12 protein-coding genes are annotated in these 16,759 nt (G+C 62.8%); 7 read left to right on the top strand and 5 right to left on the bottom strand.

What is annotated here, in order from left to right:
* Positions 1-11: 11 nt before the first annotated feature.
* The 3 genes from F4Y38_16320 to F4Y38_16310 all read right to left on the bottom strand — a co-directional run bounded on the left by F4Y38_16320 (position 12) and on the right by F4Y38_16310 (position 2,508).
* Complete coding sequence (locus tag F4Y38_16320) at positions 12-869, bottom strand: ZIP family metal transporter (protein ID MXY50846.1); 858 nt, start codon at positions 867-869, stop codon at positions 12-14.
* A 75-nt stretch (positions 870-944) separates the two neighbouring features.
* Positions 945-1,694, bottom strand: a complete 750-nt coding sequence (locus F4Y38_16315) for an SDR family oxidoreductase (protein ID MXY50845.1) — start codon at positions 1,692-1,694, stop codon at positions 945-947.
* Positions 1,695-1,713: 19 nt separating this feature from the next.
* On the bottom strand, positions 1,714-2,508 hold the full coding sequence (locus F4Y38_16310) for a hypothetical protein (GenBank protein ID MXY50844.1): 795 nt from the start codon (positions 2,506-2,508) through the stop codon (positions 1,714-1,716).
* A 130-nt stretch (positions 2,509-2,638) separates the two neighbouring features.
* Here F4Y38_16310 and F4Y38_16305 point away from each other — a divergent pair, with 130 nt between their 5' ends.
* The gene (locus F4Y38_16305) at positions 2,639-3,136 is read left to right on the top strand and encodes a hypothetical protein (GenBank protein MXY50843.1); all 498 of its coding nucleotides are present in this window, start codon (positions 2,639-2,641) and stop codon (positions 3,134-3,136) included.
* The gene (locus F4Y38_16300; GenBank protein MXY50842.1) at positions 3,133-4,842 is read left to right on the top strand and encodes a hypothetical protein; all 1,710 of its coding nucleotides are present in this window, start codon (positions 3,133-3,135) and stop codon (positions 4,840-4,842) included. Before F4Y38_16305 ends, F4Y38_16300 begins: the two co-directional genes overlap by 4 nt.
* A gap of 45 nt (positions 4,843-4,887) precedes the next feature.
* On the opposite strand, the gene F4Y38_16295 is transcribed toward F4Y38_16300, so the two are convergent.
* Positions 4,888-6,189: an exo-alpha-sialidase gene (locus F4Y38_16295; protein ID MXY50841.1), complete on the bottom strand. Its 1,302-nt coding sequence runs from the start codon at positions 6,187-6,189 to the stop codon at positions 4,888-4,890.
* Between the two features lie 11 nt (positions 6,190-6,200).
* On the opposite strand from F4Y38_16295, the gene F4Y38_16290 reads away from it, so the two are divergent.
* Both F4Y38_16290 and F4Y38_16285 read left to right on the top strand, forming a co-directional pair.
* Complete coding sequence (locus F4Y38_16290; GenBank protein MXY50840.1) at positions 6,201-6,896, top strand: hypothetical protein; 696 nt, start codon at positions 6,201-6,203, stop codon at positions 6,894-6,896.
* An 11-nt stretch (positions 6,897-6,907) separates the two neighbouring features.
* The gene (locus tag F4Y38_16285) at positions 6,908-8,296 is read left to right on the top strand and encodes a hypothetical protein (GenBank protein MXY50839.1); all 1,389 of its coding nucleotides are present in this window, start codon (positions 6,908-6,910) and stop codon (positions 8,294-8,296) included.
* Here the strand turns inward: F4Y38_16285 and F4Y38_16280 are convergent.
* On the bottom strand, positions 8,274-9,842 hold the full coding sequence (locus F4Y38_16280; protein ID MXY50838.1) for a hypothetical protein: 1,569 nt from the start codon (positions 9,840-9,842) through the stop codon (positions 8,274-8,276). The two genes, F4Y38_16285 and F4Y38_16280, sit on opposite strands and share 23 nt — an antisense overlap.
* Before the next feature lie 285 nt (positions 9,843-10,127).
* Here F4Y38_16280 and F4Y38_16275 point away from each other — a divergent pair, with 285 nt between their 5' ends.
* The 3 genes from F4Y38_16275 to F4Y38_16265 all read left to right on the top strand — a co-directional run bounded on the left by F4Y38_16275 (position 10,128) and on the right by F4Y38_16265 (position 16,740).
* A complete protein-coding gene (locus F4Y38_16275; GenBank protein MXY50837.1) occupies positions 10,128-11,084 on the top strand; it encodes a nucleotidyltransferase domain-containing protein in 957 nt (318 codons plus the stop codon).
* A gap of 72 nt (positions 11,085-11,156) precedes the next feature.
* Complete coding sequence (uvrA, locus tag F4Y38_16270; protein ID MXY50836.1) at positions 11,157-14,156, top strand: excinuclease ABC subunit UvrA; 3,000 nt, start codon at positions 11,157-11,159, stop codon at positions 14,154-14,156.
* Positions 14,134-16,740, top strand: a complete 2,607-nt coding sequence (locus F4Y38_16265; protein ID MXY50835.1) for a DNA polymerase II — start codon at positions 14,134-14,136, stop codon at positions 16,738-16,740. The genes uvrA and F4Y38_16265 overlap by 23 nt, the downstream gene beginning before the upstream one ends.
* The last annotated feature ends 19 nt before the right edge of the window (positions 16,741-16,759 follow it).

Genomic DNA, 16,759 nt, shown 5'->3' with positions numbered 1-16,759 from the left:
TATGCCGCAGGTCAGTGGGCGTGCGCCCATTCCACCAGCAGCGCCATCAGTCCGATACCCAGGATGACCAGGGCGAATTTATACAAGCGGTCGTGGTCCCGGGTGGGCATGGGCTGGTCGTCTTCGCCGGCGAGTACGCTCATGACGAATTTCGCTACGCGTACATTGCGCCTCGAAAGCTCCGCGTCGATGATGTCGATGATGGCCACGTAGATGAACGTTCCCGCCGCAAGGGCGTTGAAACTCCCCTCGATCACGGTCGTAACGGTCTCGCTCTCATGCAGGGTCATGGCGGCCCCCATGCCGATCAGAATACCCATCGGCGTCATCGATACGAAAACCGCCAGGATGGGCCGATGGCGCCGCTGTTCGATGCCGGCCCGCAGGACGCTGATCATCAGGGCGAAGGCGGCCGATCCCTTGTGGCAGAGGATCCCGAGCAATATGATGGCCAGTCCCGAAAAATGGGATTCGATGCCGAGGGATATGCCTGCGATGACGGAATGCACCGACAGCAGCACCAGCAGCACGTACGGGTAGATGCAGTGCTGTTCACCGTCCTCGGTATGCCCGGTGTCGTGGTGCTCCCCGTAAACGACGCGATCGATCAGCAGCAGTCCCACCAGGCCGATCGCGGCCAGCAATACGGCCAGGGGGTAGTCCGTGACCCCCTCGAGCTTTTCCATGCCCTCCGGCAGCAGGTGGATAAAACCGACACCCAGAAACAGTCCGCCTGCGAAAGCGTTTCCCAGCGAGAAAAACCGCCGGCTGTTTTCGTGTCTGGCGGCGTAGAGGGGGATCAACCCACCGATCACCGCGATGGCGAGTATCGCGGCCGCGGAAAGTAGTTTGAAAGTCAAGAGGGACATGAGTTTGATACTCCGGTCGTTGAAAATCGAAAAGCGGTCGGGCCTGAGATTCTGTGGCCTGAAGCAGTACGTCTTTCAGCGAGCTGCCCATCCGCCGTCTACCGACAGGGCGTGGCCCGTCGTGAAGGAGGACCGGTCCGAACACAGCCAGAGAATAGCGTCCGCCACTTCCTCGCCCCTGCACCAACGTCCCATGGGGTGCCGTCCGTCGTCCTCCTTGACCTCGGTGAAGACGCGAGGGAAGCGAAGGGACGGTCGGGTCAGGCTGCCGGGGCATACCGCGTTGATTCGAATGCCTTCCCGGGCGTATTCCAGCGCCGCGGATTTCGTCAGGCCGATCACGCCGTGCTTGCTGGCGGCGTAGCCGGACATGCCGCCTATGCCCACAAGGCCGGCGACGGACGAGACGTTTACGATCGCCCCGCCGCCCTGATCGAGCATGACGGGGATCTCGTATTTCATGGAGAGCCAGACGCCCTTGAGGTTGACGTCGATCATGTCATCCCACTGGTCTTCTCTCCATTTGTGCGTCAGTGTCTGGTACCTGAAGACACCTGCGTTGTTGACGGCGAAATCCAGGCTTCCGAAGCGTTTTCTGGTCTGCCGTACCGCTGTCCTGACCTGGGCGGCATCGGTTACATCGGCGCGAATGAAGTGCACCTTCTCGCTGCGTGTCCGAAAAAGCTCCAGGCTGCGTGGACAGGGGGTCAGGTCTGCCGCGGTCACCGAGGCTCCGGCCTCCAGCATGGCAATCGTCGTGAATCGCCCGATTCCATTGCACGCACCGGTTACCATGGCGGCTTTGCCGGTAAAATCGTAAGCCATGGACAGTCTCCGCGCCAGCCTAGAGCATACGGACGATGTCCTCGCCGCGCCCGACCCTGCGGGCTGTTTCTCGCGGCGTTTCGTCGGCGGCGTTGGTCTGGGACCGGCTGCAGCCGGCGGTAATCAGCGCCTCGATCACTTCGGGCCTGTTCAGCTGGGCGGCCATGTGCAGCGGTGCATCGCCCTGGTAGACGGGGCCCCAGTCCGACTGGACGCCGACTCCCGCGCGGTGGTTCGGATCCAGGCCGGCTTCCTTGAGCACGTGAATGATCTCGAGGTGATCGGCAACCTGTTCGTCGCCCGGCCTGACTTCCGCGGCGGAATGAAAGGCGGATGATCCGTTGTGGGGATTGATCTGTCCGGGATCGGCACCCAGCCGGATCTGCATCTTCAACCGGTTGGGATCGATCTGCCAGACCGCGAAATACACCGGCGCGCCCCCGTTATCGTGCCACCGGTTGATATCGCCGCCATGATCGATCAGGTACCGCGCCATACGTTCTTCACGGCATATACAGAGCGGCCGGCCGTGCACGTTTTCGATATTGGGGTCGGCGCCCGCTTCGACGAGCAGCTTCACCATGTCGAAGTTCGTTTTTCGTTCCACCTGGCGCCAGTCGATCTGCTGTTGCGGAGGACCGCCGACGGCGAAAGACAGGGTATATACCGGGAAGCGGCCCTCCCGGTAAGGATCGTCGAAAGCTTCGTGGCTGAAATTTGCCAGAGACGGATCTTCAGCCAGCATTTCGGCCATGAGGACGAGGTCTTCGGCGTACACGGCGCCGATCCACTGTTTTTCCTTGTCAAATCGCATTGACCGCTCCCATAATACCGACAAAACATGGTTAGTGCCGCCGGGTTGCACTGTCAATACAAACCTCAATACCCATATTTGTAACGCCGACCGTTCTAATTGACACTAACAACATAGCACTGTGATTACTATGGCAGAACCTCTAGCCAGGATATCGCCGGAATACTGTATCGAAATCGAGCGGGTGTACCCCTTCCCGGTCGACCTTGTCTGGGCGGCCGTTACGACGGCGGAGGGGATCTCGGCCTGGATGAAATACGAAGCCACGTTGGACCGCCGCCTTGGTGGCAGGATCTTCGTGGACTTCAAGTCGGAAGGAAACCTGGAAGGCACGGTCTGCGAATGGGTACCGGAACGGGTGTTTGCCTATACCTGGGGACTTTCCGTGGTCCGGTGGGTGCTCGAGCCCTGCGAGGGCGGCACGCGTCTGCGCTTCACGAATTCCCACGTCACCCCGGAAATCCTGATGGGATTTTCCGCCGGCTGGCACGCCTTCATCGACCACCTGGGACCGTACCTGGCCGGGACCACCGTGGAAGACCGGTATGACGATCTCATGGAGGTCTATGCGGATCGATTCGGCCACCTCGTCGCGGGCAACGACGACTCTGAGGAGAAAGAAACATGACGAACGATACGACCACCGGCGCATTCACCGTGGCCGAGCTTTGCGAAGCGTCGGCCGATGGAGACTTGAAGCGCATAAACTCAATTCTGGCGGTAGCACCCCACCTGGTGGGTGTGGACACCGCTTCCTACGACGAGCACCGCGCCCTGCATCACGCGGTGATGAACCGCCGGATCGAAGCGGTTTCCGCGTTGATGGCCGCGGGGGCCGACCCGCACCAGGGCGTCTATCCCCACCGGGATGCCTCCACGCCCCTGGTCATGGCGCGCGACCGCGGTTTTGAAGACGTCGTAGAAACGATCAACGAGGAAATGGAGCGGCGGCGGGAAGCGAATCTCTGCCCGAATCTGACCGTAGCGCCGGAAGTGGTGCGGCTTGCCAAGAAAGTCGCCGATGGCGACGTGGCCGGCGCGATGCGGGAAATCCACGCCGCGCCCGAACTCGCGGAGGCCTGCGACGAAGACGGGAATACGGTCCTGCACCATGCGGCCAGCCACGGTCATCCAGGACTCGTTCAGGCGCTGCTGGCGGTCAAGGCCGACACGGGCAAGACCAATCTCGAAGATCGGACCCCCCTCGAACTGGCCGTAGATCAAACGGCCGATACGGATCGGCGGCGGGCGGAAGGCTGTTTCATGGCCGCCGGCATCCTCATGAGCGCGGGCGCCCCCAGGAGCCTGCGTACGAACGTGATGCTGGGGGACGAGGAAGCCGTGCGACAGGTCGCGGCAGGCCACCCCGGTCTGTTCGAACCGGATGTTGATACCGAAACCCACTTGCTGGGGGACGCCGTCCGCCACAATCGGTACGAGATGGTGAAGCTGCTGCTCGATCTCGGCATGGACCCGAACCAGCGGTACCGCATCCAGTCCCTGGAGGAAGAGACGTACAACTGGGGAGAACCGCTGTGGATCGCCGCCGGCGACGGCCAGCACGATATCGCGCGGTTGCTGCTCGAGCGGGGCGCCGACGCCAACGCCGCCGTGTACGCCTCCGGCAATCCCATGAGCCGTGCCTACAATAACCGGGACGAGCGGATGAAGCAGTTGCTGTACCGGTACGGAGGATCGATGACGCCGGACGGCGCGGCCCTGGAGTGCGATACTTCCGCCGCGGTGATGGCGCTGAACCTGCAGCCCGACCTGGTCGAGCAGATCCTGTGGGGCGCCGCCTGCGGGGGCGATCCCAGCGTGGTGGGCGTGTGCCTGCGCAAACTGGACTGGGCCCTGGACGATCCACGGTGGTACAGACTCGTCATCCAGCCCATCGGCATCTGGCCCTGCGGTCCTCATCGCAAGTACCGGGATTTTGATCGATCCGTGTTTCCCGAGATCCTCCGCATGTTCCTCGATCACGGGGTGGACCCGAACGTGAAGGGCCGCCGCGATACCTCACTCCCGCACTACATCGCGGCTACAGGAAAAGTCTGGGGCGAACCGAATTTGAAAGAGGACGAACGGATCGAGTTCGCCCGCCTGCTCCTCGAATACGGCGCCTCGCTCGACGGCAGGGATACGCTGCTCCATTCCACACCGCTGGCCTGGGCCGCCCGCTGGGACCGCGATGCGCTGGTCGATCTCTATCTCGAGCACGGCGCCGATCCGCAACCCGACGGAGAACCCTGGACCACGCCGATTGCCTGGGCCGAACGGTACGGGCACACGGCCATCGTGGAGCGTCTGCGGCAAGCCGGCGCCGTTGCCTGAGCGGGTGCTGCGGCAAGCCGGCGCCCTTTCCTGAGCGCCGGTTGCTCACCCTCCTCGAGGACCTGGTGGTCTGTCCCGGTCAGGATGCCAAAGGGTGGCAGCGACATGGGTGGTTTCGTCTTCCGTCGTGATGTAATAGACGGTCAGCATGGTACCATCATCCAATTCCGCCGAAATCGGATAGCCCACGTCCGCGCCGCCCATCCGGGGACGCTTCTCCGGCGGCCATGCACTCGAAACCCCACCACCGTCATCCCGAAGCACGTATTCGTGGTCCGTGTCCCAGGTTCGACCACCGTCCTCACTGATCAGAGCCCGTATACCCATCGGGGCGCGGCGGTAGCCGTAGGTACACAGAATCCGTCCGTCACGCAGTTTGAGCAGGTGGTTCGGATAGCCCTCGAAGGACGCCTCGATCGGGCTGGTCCAAGTGCTGCCGCCGTCTTCGGACCAGACTTCCATGGTGTAGAACCGGTCCCTGTGATAGGTACGCTCAACGGCAGCCGGATCCCAGTAACACGTCGAGCGGATATGGCCCAGGACACGGTTCGGCTCCGTCTCCACCAGGGCCCATTCGCTGCCGATACGCGGCACCGCCTCATGGAGATGCCAGGTCTCTCCGTCGTCGCTGGACCGGAACAGGAGGCAATCGCTCTCACCCCCGGCGCGCGTCGTGTAAACGGGAAACAGCCACGTTCCGTCTTCGAGTACGGTCCCGCGAGGAAAACCGACCGCGGATTCATAACCTGATACGGTCCAGGTGCGCCGATCCCAGGTATGTCCTCCATCCCGGGATCGTATCACCGACAGTCTATACCCCGATATGATCAACTTTCCCGGAAAACGGGAGGTGTACGTCTCATCATCTACGAAACGCAGGCTGCGGGCCTCGGCTTCCTCCCGGCGGTCCAGTGGCCATATTTCCTGTCCCACCGAACCCACCGCCATCAGGGTTCCGTCGGGTAAAACGCCGGAAAGCCTGTCGTACCGTTCCCGCGGCGATGTACCCGGCCAGTTAGGCGGCAGCATTGGATCTTCCGACGGCGTCCAGGTTCGTCCGTGGTCGCGGGACTCAAACGTGAGCCAGCCGGCCAGACCGTAGTGGTCCCCGAAAGGCGAAGAGATACAGCCGATCGTCAGCCGCCCGTCCGGAAGTTGATTCAATACGGGGAACGCGTTGTAGCGTCCCTTTTCTTTAACTACAATACGGTGTTGCATGGTTAACCTTGATGGTGCTAAGATCCTGCGGGAAATGAAGATGAAGCGAGGATGATTTACTGGCGCAAGGCCCATTGTGTCAATATAATTCGGGTGGAACGGCCCACTGTGCTGACACCTGGCGGGCATCAAGGAAGACCATGGACAGCATACCCCATCCCCACAGTCTCTCCGAAACGCTGGACCGTATCAACGAACGTCACTTCCTCGGTGAATCGTTCGACCGGACCGTAGCGGAACGCGCCCTGGACTGGCTCACCGGTCGTTTCGGCGCCGAGTCCGCCTATGCCGGGACATTCGGCGTTACCGAACAGGACAGCCAATCCAAACTCTATACCTTCACGGGTGAGCGGCTTCAATCGGCGTCGCTGCGACATATCCACGCCGAAGAAACCTGCCGGGCGATCATCCTGCTGAATCGCCGCGTCGGCCGTGACCGGCTGCCCGAACTCGAGGCGGCAACGACCCTACTACTGGGGTGTTTCGAGGCGGCGCACTCGAAGGGCAAACCGCGTGGTACGTTCTGCTGCGGTCCCTGCACCGTCGCGCTCTGGCGTCATATGGCCGTAGGCGGTCTCGGCGACTACGCCCGTCACCTGGATGAAGGCATCGGCGTACTGGCAAGCCACGAAGACGGGGCGGGGGCGTGGCGCCGGTTCCCCTTCTACTACACCCTGCTTGCCCTGTCCGAGGTAGATACGCCGAATGCCCGCCGCGCCGTGCTGTACGCCTTGCCGGAGTGCGCGCGCCGCCTGAAGTCCATACGGCGAAATCCCCCGTTTGGCGTTCGCAGATACGGGCTGTTATCCCGGATCCTCGAGAAAAACGCTGCATAAATCGTATTGGGATGATGGGCTTGACGCGTATCGGAGCGGGCATTAGCTTACTATCCGTTGCGCACAGGGGCGCCTCCATTCCGCGGAAAAGGCCGAGCCTACCCAATCCTGATCCAACCTATAGATTGCGCGAATCTCTTTCTTCTCCGAATATGCGGAATCGGAGCGCCACGGAAAGGAATTCGCCGATGAATACCTCTCTATCCCTTCCCCAGCATCCCGACCTGGATCAGCTTAAAACCCAGGCGCGGGAACTCCTTACGGCATTTCGCTCGGGTGACGCCGAGGCGATCGAATCGTTCACTGCGCATCCGCGCGCGATGGATCCCACTGCGGCGAAACTCGCCGATGCCCAGTTGGTCATTGCACGGCGTTACGGGTTTTCAAGTTGGCCGGTCCTTCGCCGGGAAGTGTGCCGGCGCCGGTTGCGTGCCGCCATATGGAGTGGCGACGCGACGTCCGTCGAAGCCGTCCTCGAGCAGGACAAGAGTATAGTCAACGATGCCATGGACCACCCGCGCTGGGGAGGCCGTCCCGTGCCGATTCAACTGTCGGCTGAACGAGGGAACACGAAGGTCATCGAAATTTTGTTGCGCAACGGGGCGGATCCGAACCACGGCACCGATTCCTATGGCGGCTGGACCGCTCTCCACCTCGCTGCCCACTGGGGGCACATGGATGCGGCCCGGCTGTTGCAAGAAGGCGGGGGGAAGGTCGACCTCCACGCCGCGTGCCTGCTTGATGATGTCACCGCCGTCCGGGCGATGCTGGCGGAAGATCCCGGCGCGGCATCCCGTCCGGGTCTGGGAGGAGAACCGCCTCTCCACGTGGTTGTGTCCTCGGAAACGGCCGGGATCCTGCTGGACCACGGAGCGCGGCTGGATACGGCCGACGGCGATGGCAACACGCCGCTGGGCGCGGCGCTGTCCCGCGGCGAACGTTGTCGCCGTCTCGCGGAGTACCTGATCGACCGGGGCGCGCCGGCGGATCCCTGCCAGCTCGCCGTTCTCGGAAGGACAGACCAGCTCGGCCAGCTTTGCCGGACCGATCCAGGCGCGGTGGCCTACGAAGGGAAGATCGGCGTTCACGCGGTGGTGGGGACGCCCCTGCACGCCGCGGTGCAGCATGGACGGCCGGAAACGGTCCGGGTGCTGCTGGGTTGTGGCGCGGATGCGAACGCCCGGGCGGATTCCGGGCAGACGCCCCTGCATCTGTGCGGAGAAACCGGGATCGCGAAGATGCTCGTCGATGCCGGCGCCGATCCGGGTGCGACAGACGATGAACACGGCACGACGCCGCTGGTATGGGCGGAAGTGGGGATTGAAATCCACGGTTCGACGCCGGAGCGTGAGACCCTGGTTTCGTATTTGAAGGACATTACGCCGGTACGGGAGGACTAGCGGCTTCGAACATCGAGACGATGCGTTCCTTGTCCGGACGCTTCATCCGACGGGCGATGCCCAGGGGCGACTTGCCCAGCCTGTCTTCACGGGCCGGGTCCGCGCCGCGGGCCAACAGCAGGGCCACCGATTTCACCATGTCCGCCCGGGGACCCGCCTTCAGCGCGTAAAACAGGGGGGTCTCGCCCTTCTCGCTCCGCCCGTCGACCGGAGCACCGTTGTCCAGCAGCACCTCCATTACCCCGGTGAATCCGGCCTTGGCGGCAAAGTGCAGGGCGCCGGCGCCGCGCAGAACCGTGTCGATCCGGGCCCCCTTGTCCAGCAGGGCCTGCACGTACCGTGGATCGTCCCGCTGGCTGTTGTTCCCCGTACAGGCCGTCCAGATCCATTTCCCTTCGGGATAGTTGACGTCGGCGCCGCGGGCGATAAGCAGGGCCGAATCTTCCTCGTCGAGTACCCATCTTCCACAGCCGATCCGGCTGGCGTCCGCGCCGTGCTCCAGCACCAGCCGAAGTAGATCGGTCCGCCGTCTGCCGGCGGCGTAACGGACCAGGGCCGTGCTGTTTACGCCGACTTTGGCACCCCGGTCGAACAGCATCCTCGCGACCTCTACGTGTCCGCCGTACACGGCATGATGCAACGGGGTGACGGGCAGCAGGTCGCAGGCGGGGTCGTGCACCTCGACCAGGCCGGGCGCTGTATCCAGGAGCTCGCCTACCCGGTGCCGGTCACCCAGAAAACAGGCGCTGAAGACATCATACACGGCACCCCGCTCCAGCAGGAACGCGGCCGTTTCGTCTTTCTTCTTGCTCCGTGCGGCACAGTGGGCGGTCATCATGATGTCGCTCGAATGGGCCGACGGAAGATTTACGTCCACACCCCGGCCGAGCAGCAGGGCCGCTACCCCCGTGTGACCCCGCAACGCCGCTTCCGCGAGGATGATCGCGCCGTGACGGGGATCCTCCAGCACCGCCGGATCCTCGTCCAGGCAGCGCTCGAGGGCTTCCGCCTGACCCCTGGCCGCCATTCTGGCAGGCGCTCTCCATCGCTTCTCCCGGTGACATCTCATCTCCCATCCCTGCCGGGCGGGTTTCCGCTCGTTGACGAGGCCGTGGGCAAGGGGCCGGAGCACGTGCAGCGCTTCGGCAACGAGCGGTTCGTCACCGATGTGATCCCGCAGCGAAGCGGTCATGTGGGACAGCCACCGGTCGGCGGATGCCCTGGTGATGTGTATGTGACCGTGCCGGTTTTTTATTCCGCCGTAGGCGTGGTGCCGCGTGTAGCCCGGTTCGCCGCCCATCCACTCCTCCATGAACGCCTTCTGCTTCATGCGTTCGGGAGCCAGCGTACGGGTGAACATGGGACGCAGTTCGGCGTCCTTTTCGATCCGGTCATACAGGCCGTCGATGATGCCCGCGACCACGGACCGGCCGCCGATCCGCTCGAACAAGGTCGGGTCCGGTCGCAACACGGTAGCGAGCCCGCCGCGGTGGGCCAGCAGGTCCCGAATTCGGGACGAATCGCCGGATGCTGGTGATGCCGGCATTGCACGATCCTCGGGTTGTGGAGTCTGATGATACAGATTCGGAGATTCCCGCAAGGTCGGAATGCGGGAACTGTAACCTGTAACCTGTAACCTGTAACCTGTAACCTGGTGCAAAGTAGCCGCCGGCGGGCGTTGTAATCAAGGGGTTTCATCGCCTTGCCGCCCGTAATTGTGCGTTGACGCCGCCGCGGGCGCGTGTTATATAGAAACGGGCGCATCCACGGACCGGTCGCGGTTTTGCGGTATGCGCTTTATCCTTTTGGATGCCTTTCCGGGGATCCCCCGATGGAAACCACGACCTCTACCGTTGAACAGAAATTCGAGTCGGCCCTCGCGTCTTTCGTGAGCAAGGCGCGGGAGGACCGGCACATCCTGGCGGCGATTCTCTTCGGCAGCCTCTCCGCCGACCGGGTATGGGAGAAATCCGATATCGACCTGATCGTTGTCACCCGGGACGACAAGGACCTGTTCCGCCGGGACAGCAGGGATGACGACGAGGTATCCGAAGGCGCCGCGCTCCTGGAGAACGACGTGTACATCCACGTCTTCATGCAGCCGCGCTCCGCGTTCAGGAAGATGATCGAAGGCGGACTGCAAAGCTCGTTTATGCATTCGGCCCTGGCCCGGAGCCGCCTGCTCTTCACCCACGACGAGACGATCCGGGAACTGTACGACGGCATCCAGGCGTTGCATTCGAGAGACCGCCAGGTCCAGCTCATGCTCGCGGCATCGCACGTGATACCCACCCTGTACAAGGCAGAGAAGTGGTTTCACGACCGGCGCGACCTTCACTACGCGTTTCTCTACATCATGTTGTGCGCGAGCAGTCTCGCGAAGATCGAGGTGTTCATGCACGGCCAGCTAGCCGGTCGCGAAGTCATCCAGCAGGCGCTGGAACTCAATCCGGAGTTTTTCAATAAAGTGTATACGGACCTGATCGACCGGCCGAAGACCGAAGCGCTGGTAGGTGAAGCACTCGGGCTGATCGATACCTATCTCGAGGAACGCCTGCCGGACCTGTTCCAGCCCATTCTAGACTACCTCGAAGAAGAAGGATCGGCCAGGTCGGTCACGGAGATCGAGACCTGGTTCGATAACCAGATGAATCTCAGAGGCGTTACCACCGTGTGCGAATGGCTCGCGGACAAGGACGTCATTTCCCGGGTTTCCAGCCCGCTGCGTCTCACGTTGAAGAGCAACGTGGAGTACGAGGAACTCGGGTTCTATTACTACCGCGGGTGATTCTGCTGCTGCCGTGGGCGATACTACGGCTGCCGTGGGCGAACAGTCGCACGGTGATTAAGGAGCATGGGCATGTCCGAAATCCCGGTCCGGCCGCGTACATCCGCCGATCCCGCCTCGACCGGTACCGCATCAGTCGATCCCGAATCGGCCGGCCCGCACGCCATCGAAAGCGGCGACGGTAACGGTCCCCGCACGACGATCTTGGTACAGGGCGCCCGGGAGCATAACCTCAGGGACATCACGGTAGAACTGCCGCGCAACCGGTTGATCGTGGTAACGGGGCTTTCCGGTTCGGGGAAATCTTCCCTGGCCTTCGATACCATCTACGCGGAAGGCCAGCGGCGATACATGGAGTCGCTCTCCTCCTATGCCCGCCGGTTCATCCAGCAAGTGGGCAAGCCGGACGTGGACTATCTCTTCGGGCTTTCTCCCGTCATCTCCATCGAGCAGAAGACCGTCGCGCGCAATCCACGCTCCACCGTGGGCACCATGACCGATGTCAGCAGTTACCTGAACCTGCTGTTCGCCACGATCAGCCGCGCCGGCTGTCCCTGTTGCGGACGCGACCTTCCGATTAAGACCGCGGTGCAGATCCTCGATGAACTGCTGTCGCTGCCCAAAGGCACCGAAGTGGAACTGCGCGCGCCGGTTACCCGGATCTATGGCGAGGACCTCGACTTTCTCTTCGCGGAGATCCGGAAGAAGGGGTACCGCCGCTTGGTGATCAACGAAACGCCCGTGGACATCAGCGGCGAGGTCGATGTCGACGAATCCGGTGACCTTCGCATGGAGGTGATCGTAGACCGGTTCGTGCTGAAACCAGGTGTCGAGAAACAACTGGTCAAGGGGATTCAGAACGCACTGATCGCCGGGGACCAGTTCATCAGGATCCACGTGGCGGCCTGCCGCAAAAAAACCGCCGTCGAACGGTTCTACGCGTCCTTCGGCTGCCCGGAACACCATCTCGCGGTGGGCGACCTGGCGCCGGACTACTTCCAGTTCAACAATCCGTCCAGCGCGTGCCGGACCTGTCTCGGACTCGGCACGTACATGGTCGTGCACCGGGACCTGCTGGTACCGGACAAGTCGCTGAGCATCCGGGACGGCTGCTTCGTCAAGGACGCCTTCAACTACAAGCCGGATACCTGGTCCGGGCGGGTCATGTACAGCCTTTCGGTGCACATGGGGTTCAGCCTCGATACGCCTTTCCGTGCGTTACCTCCACATATCCAGGACGTGCTGTTCGACGGCACGCCGGACAAATTCCCCCTGTTGGCGCCGCCCGATGCGAAGGAACCCGACCACAAGCTGCTCGGTAAGCCATGGGGCTTCGGCGGAATCGGCAAGGGGATCGAGCGGAACTACAAGCGGTATCGGCAGAAGCAGGTGGCCAGTTCGGGCATGGAAGCCTGGCTCGAAAAGGTCATGGTGGAGCGGGTGTGCCCCGACTGCGAGGGATCCCGGCTCAAGGAGTCCCGGCACCTGTTCCGGATCAACGGCCGCACCGTCCACGATTTCGGGGAGATCAATTTCGACGAACTCCGCGCCGAGCTGGAAGCCATCGAACCCGCGAGGCGCCAGGAGTTGGCCGGCCGTCAGGTGATCCGGGAGATTATCGGCCGGCTCGACCTGCTGCTGGGCATCGGCCTGGACTACCTCAACTTCAACCGTCGCGCCGGCACCCTCTCGGGCGGCGAAGCGCAGCGCATCCGGCTCTCCACGCAGATCGGATCGGGCCTGATGGGCATGCTGTACGTGCTGGACGAACCGAGCATCGGTCTGCATCCCCGCGACAACGTGAAGATGATCCGCACGCTCAGGCAACTGCGCGATCTCGGCAATACGGTCATCGTGGTGGAGCACGACGAGGAGACCATCCGGGCGGCCGATCACATCGTGGAAATGGGACCGGGACCGGGCGTGCACGGCGGAGAGGTGGTGGTGCAGGGCGAGCTCGACGATATCCTGCACTGTGCCGCGTCGCCAACCGGCCAGTATCTCTCGGGCGCACGGACCATCGAGACCCCGCAGATACGGCGCGGGTCCACCGGAAAATCGTTGCGCATCCTGGGTGCTCGGGAGAACAACCTCAACGACATCGACGTCGAGATTCCCCTGGGAAAGTTCGTCTGCGTGACCGGTGCATCCGGATCCGGGAAAAGTACGCTGATCAACGAAGTGCTGTTCAAAAAGCTGTACAACCAGCTGTACGACAGCCGTGTGCTCGCGGGAGACCACGACCGGCTCGAAGGCGTCGAGCACATCAAGCATGTCATCAACATAGACCAGTCGCCCATCGGCCGTAACGCCCGTTCGAACCCGGCCACCTACATCGGGTTCTACGACCAGATCAGGACGCTCTTTTCGAAAACGGACGAAGCGGTATCCCGCGGATACCGGCCCGGCCGGTTCAGCTTCAACGTGGCCGAAGGACGCTGCGCCGAATGCAACGGGGAGGGCACGATCACCACCCAACTCTACTTCATGCCGGACGTGGAGGTGCCTTGCGAGGCCTGCAAGGGGGCCCGGTACAACCCGGAAACACTGGAAGTGACCTACCGGGGCAAGACCATCGCCGACGTGTTGAACATGTCCGTCGAAGAGGGGGTCACCTTCTTCGAAGAAAGGCCCTCCATCGCGAAGAAGATCGGGACGCTGGACCAGCTGGGTCTGGGTTACCTCACGCTGGGCCAGTCCGCCACCACCCTCTCCGGTGGCGAAGCCCAGCGCATCAAGCTGGCGAGCGAACTGGGCAAGCTGCGCCGGGGCAGCCATATCCTGTACATCCTGGACGAACCCACCACCGGGCTGCACCTGGCCGACATCGTCCACCTGCTGTCCAGCCTGAACCGGCTGATCGAAGCCGGTCACAGCGTCGTGGTGATCGAGCACCATCTCGACGTAATCAAAACGGCCGACCACATCATCGACCTGGGTCCCGAAGGCGGCCACAGCGGCGGTGAAGTCATCGCCACCGGCACGCCCGAGGAAGTGGCGGGGATCGACGCGTCCTACACCGGCCGGTTTCTCCGAGACCACTTGAGCCATGTCCAACGCGCTACCGCATAAAAACGCCGCGGGTGAAGCATCCGCTCCAGGCAACGAATCCGCGCCCGGCGGGGCGGCCGCGCCCGAAGACGTGGGCTACCTGCTCCACGTGTTCCATCGGGCGGAGAACGGCCGGGACGTGATCTGCGGAGTCGGAAAACTCCAAAACGGCCAGACTTTTCAGTTCACGGACGACCGGGTTTCGCCCACACTCTACGTCCGGGTGTCGGAACAACGTGAGCTCGACGCCCGGATCCGTTCCGACGGGATTTCCGCCCGGGTGGTCCCATCGGAATACACCACCATGGACGGCGAACCCGTGGCAGGCATCCAGTTCGAGCGCGTGCGCGACCAGCGCAACCTGGTCAAGAGCCTGGAGGTCCAACAGACGCGGACTTACGAAGGCGATATCCCCTTCGCCAGGCAGTACCTGATCGGACGAGGCCTACGGGGCGGGGTGAAGATCAGCGGCGCCTGGATATCCGGCGACCGGGTCGACCGGGTCTATGCCAACCCCGAACTTCAACCGGAATACTGGGAACCCGCCTTCAGCGTGCTAGCCCTGGATATCGAAACGGACCCCGAAGCGACCACCATCTACGCCGTGGGCCTGGTGCTGTCGGGTTCGGACGGCGGGATAGAAGCGGTAGAAATACACATGGTCGGCGAACCGGCCGACGGGGACCCCCCGCACCTGGTCTGCTGGGCCGACGAGGCATCGATGCTGCGCGGCCTTTCGTCCCGTGTACTCGAAATGGATCCGGACCTGATCACGGGATGGAACCTGGTCGACTTCGACCTGCAGGTCCTGCAGCGACGCTTCAGGGATCTGAACGTGCCGTTTCAACTCGGGCGGACCGATGACCAGTCCTGGTACCGGTCCGGGGAAATCTGGGGCGGAAGCACCATGGTGATCCATGGCCGGCAGATCCTGGACGCCCTGCATCTGCTGCGCGGCACGCTGCAGCGGTTCGAGGACTACCGGCTGGACACCGTGGCCAACGCCATCCTGGGCCGGGGCAAGCTGCTGGAGGACGACGAGGGGAGCTCCAGGGCGGAGAAGATCACGGAGGTCTATCGCGAGGACCGGGCGACCTTCTGCGCCTACTGTCTCGAGGACGCGAGGCTGGTACTCGACATCCTGGAGGCGGAAGGACTGATCAACCTGACCCTGCGCAGGGGGCTGCTGACGGGCCTGCCACTGGAACGGGCGTGGGTCAGCGTGGCCGCTTTCGACAACATCTACATCAACGCCCTACATCAACGGGGCATGGTGGCGCCGACGACCGGCGTGGACCGCACCCCGGGCGCCGGCGCGCCGGGCGGGTTGATCATCCCCGCGAAAGCAGGGCTCTACCGAAACGTCTTCGTCTTCGACTTCAAGAGTCTCTACCCATCCATCATCCGCACCTACAACATCGATCCCCTGGCGCATATCCAGGGCCAGCAAGCGGCATCGGACGAGACGGGCACGGTGCCCGGCCGCGTGTCCGATGGGGTACCCGGCCGCGTGTCCGGTGCGGAACCTGGCCGCGTGTCCGACGGCGACCAGCCCGGGAGCATTATCGAAGCCCCCAATGGCGCACGGTTCTCCCGTACCCCGGGCATTCTGCCTTCCATGCTGGAACAGTTTTTCAAGCGCCGCGAGGAGGCCAGGACTACCGGGGACGAACTCGCCTCCTATACCTACAAGATCGTCATGAATTCCTTCTACGGCGTACTGGCCTCCGCTTCCTGCCGCTTCGCCGCGCCTCAACTGGCCGGTGCGATCACCGAATTCGGACACTACATCCTGAAGTGGTGCCGGGATGAGTTGGAGAAGGACGGCTATAAAGTACTTTACGGGGACACGGATTCGGTGTTCGTGGATCTCGATCCTGCTGATAGTCCGGAATCGGACCAGGCCACGGATATGGGAAGGAAGGTATGCGACCGGATCAATGCCCGGTTAGCCGCGCACGTGAGGGAACGATACGGAGTGGCGTCTTTCCTCGAACTGGAACTCGAAAAGTGCTACCACCGGTTCCTGCTGCCTTCCATGCGGGGCGACGTCGAGCGCGGCAGGGCCAAGGGTTACGCGGGCCTGCGGCGCGGAACCGATGGCGACCGCGTGGAAATCGTGGGCATGGAAGCCGTACGACGGGACTGGACCGACCTGGCCCACCGGCTGCAGGGCGTGCTGCTCGACCGGGTATTTCACGACGTGCCCGGCAACGAGATCGAAGAAGAAATCTACCACTGGGTCCAGGAGGTCCGCTCAGGCCGCCGGGACGAGTTGCTCGTCTACCGGAAGAATTTGCGCAAGCCCGTCGAATCCTACACCCGTTCGGTGCCTCCCCACGTCAAGGCGGCCCGGCTCATGGAAAATCCTACGGGTGTCATCCGGTACGTGATTACCCTTGACGGACCGCAACCGGAGGACCGGATCATGGCCCCCATAGACTACGGGCACTACGTCGAGAAGCAGATCCGGCCCATCGTCACGACCGTCGCTCACGCATACGAACTTGACGTGGAGGCCGCCATGTCCGGACGGCTCAGTCTATTCGGAAACACGCTGAGCACTCAGCAATACCCATCGGGAACGTCTGAAGTCTCGCCCTAGTTCTTGTTCCCTGAAAGGA

It is taken from the genome of Gemmatimonadota bacterium, assembly GCA_009838645.1.
Classification (GTDB): domain Bacteria; phylum JAAXHH01; class JAAXHH01; order JAAXHH01; family JAAXHH01; genus JAAXHH01.
Note: the sequence above shows the minus strand (reverse complement) of the source record. Positions and strands in the feature narration are given on the sequence as shown.

Bases quoted from the DNA above. Each gene is read 5' to 3' on its own strand.
- F4Y38_16320 (MXY50846.1), bottom strand. From the start codon at position 869: ATGTCCCTCTTGACTTTCAAACTACTTTCCGCGGCCGCGATACTCGCC.
- F4Y38_16315 (MXY50845.1), bottom strand. From the start codon at position 1,694: ATGGCTTACGATTTTACCGGCAAAGCCGCCATGGTAACCGGTGCGTGC.
- F4Y38_16310 (MXY50844.1), bottom strand. From the start codon at position 2,508: ATGCGATTTGACAAGGAAAAACAGTGGATCGGCGCCGTGTACGCCGAA.
- F4Y38_16305 (MXY50843.1), top strand. From the start codon at position 2,639: ATGGCAGAACCTCTAGCCAGGATATCGCCGGAATACTGTATCGAAATC.
- F4Y38_16300 (MXY50842.1), top strand. From the start codon at position 3,133: ATGACGAACGATACGACCACCGGCGCATTCACCGTGGCCGAGCTTTGC.
- F4Y38_16295 (MXY50841.1), bottom strand. From the start codon at position 6,189: ATGCCCGCCAGGTGTCAGCACAGTGGGCCGTTCCACCCGAATTATATT.
- F4Y38_16290 (MXY50840.1), top strand. From the start codon at position 6,201: ATGGACAGCATACCCCATCCCCACAGTCTCTCCGAAACGCTGGACCGT.
- F4Y38_16285 (MXY50839.1), top strand. From the start codon at position 6,908: ATGATGGGCTTGACGCGTATCGGAGCGGGCATTAGCTTACTATCCGTT.
- F4Y38_16280 (MXY50838.1), bottom strand. From the start codon at position 9,842: ATGCCGGCATCACCAGCATCCGGCGATTCGTCCCGAATTCGGGACCTG.
- F4Y38_16275 (MXY50837.1), top strand. From the start codon at position 10,128: ATGGAAACCACGACCTCTACCGTTGAACAGAAATTCGAGTCGGCCCTC.
- uvrA (MXY50836.1), top strand. From the start codon at position 11,157: ATGTCCGAAATCCCGGTCCGGCCGCGTACATCCGCCGATCCCGCCTCG.
- F4Y38_16265 (MXY50835.1), top strand. From the start codon at position 14,134: ATGTCCAACGCGCTACCGCATAAAAACGCCGCGGGTGAAGCATCCGCT.